General features: G+C 70.4%; 2 protein-coding genes. One reads left to right on the top strand and one right to left on the bottom strand.

Annotated features, from left to right (window positions below):
• Positions 1-109 precede the first annotated feature (109 nt).
• Positions 110-1462 (bottom strand): ABC transporter substrate-binding protein, encoded by a 1353-nt coding sequence (locus ABT129_RS37945; RefSeq protein WP_351910822.1) that lies wholly within the window; start codon positions 1460-1462, stop codon positions 110-112.
• 331 nt (positions 1463-1793) lie between these two features.
• On the opposite strand from ABT129_RS37945, the gene ABT129_RS37950 reads away from it, so the two are divergent.
• The gene (locus ABT129_RS37950; RefSeq protein WP_351910824.1) at positions 1794-2855 is read left to right on the top strand and encodes a LacI family DNA-binding transcriptional regulator; all 1062 of its coding nucleotides are present in this window, start codon (positions 1794-1796) and stop codon (positions 2853-2855) included.
• Positions 2856-3000 lie beyond the last annotated feature (145 nt).

Below are 3000 nucleotides of genomic sequence, written 5' to 3' on the forward strand. Positions count from 1 at the left end.
TTTATAAAACACTCTTCCCCACCCCGCCGCTCTCCCTATCTGTTGGGGGGGGTGGGGCGGCGGGTGGGGGCCCGCCGCCCGCGGGCGGCGGACCCGCACACGGCCCCCGCTACTGGTCGATCTTGTCGTCGACCAGCTTCTTGACGTTCTCCCAGGCCTTGGCCGGGTCGGTGCCGCGCTGCTCGATGTCGAGGATGCCGTTGTCGGTGAGGAAGGTCTTCACCTGGCCGTCGTAACGGCTGATCGAGGCGGGGGTGATCCCGGCCGCCGCGCTGGAGAAGATCTTGCCGACCGGGGTGTCGCCGAAGTACGGCAGCTTCGCCTCCTGGACCGTCGAGGACGTCAGCGTGTCCTTCGACGAGGGGATGTTGCCGTTGACCGCGAACACCTTGGCGTGCTGCTCCGGGGCGGTCAGCCAGGCGGCCAGCTCGGCGGCCTCCTTGGTGTGCTTGCCGGCCTTGGGCACGGCGAGGAAGGCACCGCCCCAGTTGCCGGCGACCGGCGGCGCGGCGATGTCCCACTTGCCCTGGTTGGCGGGTCCGGCCTGGTCCTTGATGATGCCGGTCATCCAGCTGGGGCAGGCGACGGTGGCGAACTTCGAGTTCTTGAAGGCCGCGTTCCAGGTGCCCTTCTCGTCGAACTGGCGGAGCTTGGCGGTGAGTCCGCCCTGGGCCGCCGTGACGGCCGTCTCCCAGGCCTTCTTCACGCCGGGGCTGTTCTCCCAGTCGAGCTTGCCGCTGGAGTCGGCGTACTGCACGGGGTCGCTGGAGATGACGGCGTTGAAGAGTCCGCTCGCCGAGTCGTGGAAGGAGGTGCCCGCGGGGGCGGCCGCCTTGTACTTCTCGCCGGTCGCGATGAACCTGGCCCAGTCGCCCGACCACAGCTTGGCGACGGCGTCGCGCTCGGTGGGCAGCTTGGCCTTGGCGAAGAGGTCCTTGTTGTAGCAGATGGCCATCGGGCCGATGTCGGTGCCGAGGCCGATGACCTTCCCGTCGCCGGTCGTGGCCTGCTTGACCTTCCAGTCGAGGAAGTCGCCGAGGTTCGCGCCGCCCTCCTTGCCCAGGTCGATCCACTTGTTCGCCATGGCCGGGCCGGTCGCCTCGGCGATGTAGCCGACCTCGACGGCCTGGATGTCGGCGACGCCGCTGTTCTGGGAGAGGCGCAGCTTGAGGGTGTCCCAATACTTCTGACCGTCGGAGACGTTCGACTCCTCGATCTTGATGTTCGGGTGGAGCCGCTCGTACTCGGCGTAGAGCTTGGCGCCGGTCTTGTCGTCGTAGCCGAAGGAACCGAAGGTCCCGACCCGCAGTGTGATCTTCCCGCCCGCCTGGCCGCCCCCGCCGCCCTTGGCGCCGTTGTCGTCGTCGCTGCCGCAACCGGTGAGCAGGGTCGTGCCGGTCACGACGACGGCGACCGCCGCGACCGCCGCACGGCGTCCGCGTCTGCTGCTGGAAGTGCGCATTCCACTCTCCTCGTCCAAAGGTGGTGCTCGTTGTGCGCCAAGAGGTCCGGCCCGCTGATCGCGGCTCGGCGGCGCCGGCCGGGACCTGATGCAAGGCTCTGCGCATCCCGGATGGGAGCGCTCCCACGTCGTTGCCGGAAGGTTGCTGCCTGGCGGGTGGGGGTGTCAAGACATGAACGCGGATTCGTTACCGGAAGGTTTTCCGGGGGTTTCGCGGCCCCTCGCGGCCGTCGTCACGTCATCTCCTGAACACACCCTCGTGGCGCGGCCCGGGTCCCGTGGGCTAGTTTGGGGCGCGATTGGGAGCGCTCCCATGGTCATGGGGCCCAGGATGAGCTGCGCGTTGTCCTACGAGGGGAGTACGGGAGCGGTGAACGGACGGCAGAGCGGCAGACCCACCCTGGAGGAGGTCGCGGCCAAGGCGGGGGTCGGCCGGGGCACGGTCTCCCGGGTCATCAACGGCTCCCCCCGGGTGAGCGAGCGGACCAGGACGGCCGTCGCCCGAGCCGTCGCCGAACTCGGCTACGTACCCAACCAGGCGGCCCGCGCCCTCGCCGGCAGCCGCACGGACGCGATCGCGCTCGTCATCCCCGAGGCCGAGACCCGGCTCTTCGCGGAGCCGTACTTCCTCGACCTCATCCGCGGAGTCAGCGCCGAACTGGCGGAGGCCGACAAGCAGTTGCTGCTCACCCTGGTCCGCAGCGAGCAGGAACGCCAGCGCTTCGAGCAGTACCTCGCCGCCCAGCGGGTCGACGGCGTCCTGCTCGCCTCCGTCCACGGCGACGACCCGCTGCCCGACCGCGTCAGGGAACTCGGCCTCCCCGTCGTCATGAACGGACGCCGCTCGGAGGCCGAGCCCGTGCCCTACGTCGACTCCGACAACATCGGAGCCGGCCGGGCCGCCGTCGCGCACCTCGTGGCACGCGGACGGAGCAGGATCGCGACCGTCACCGGACCGCTCGACATGTACGTGGCGCGCGCCCGGCTCGGCGGCTACCGCGCCGGACTCACGGAGGCCGGACTCGCCCCCGACGAGGCGCTGGTCTCGGCGGGCGACTTCACCGAGGAGGGCGGTCGGCAGGCCATGCGGGAGCTGCTCGACCGCAGCCCGGACCTGGACGCCGTCTTCGCCGCCTCCGACGTCATGGCGGCGGGCGCGCGGTCGGCCCTGCGGGAGGCGGGGCGCCGGGTCCCGGAGGACGTGGCCCTCGTCGGGGTCGACGACTCGCCGGTGGCACGGCTGACGGACCCGCCGCTGACGAGTGTCCGGCAGCCCATCGAGGAGATGGGCCGCACGATGGCGCGGATGCTGCTCCAGGACATCGCGGACGCACCGGAAGAGCCCCGGCGGCACGTGCTGCCGACGGAGCTGATCGTGCGGGAGTCGAGCTGAGTGCTGAGGTCGGCGCGGCCGCGCGGGGGCCGGGGCGTTCCCTGTGGCGGGGCCGGGGCCCCGGCCCATCGGGAAAGGGAGGGGTTTGGGAAAAGTGTTTTATAAATCCTGGATTTTAACGTGGGGGGCGGGAAAATAAAAAGGG

Source organism: Streptomyces sp. NPDC002057, from assembly GCF_040296665.1.
Taxonomy (GTDB): domain Bacteria; phylum Actinomycetota; class Actinomycetes; order Streptomycetales; family Streptomycetaceae; genus Streptomyces.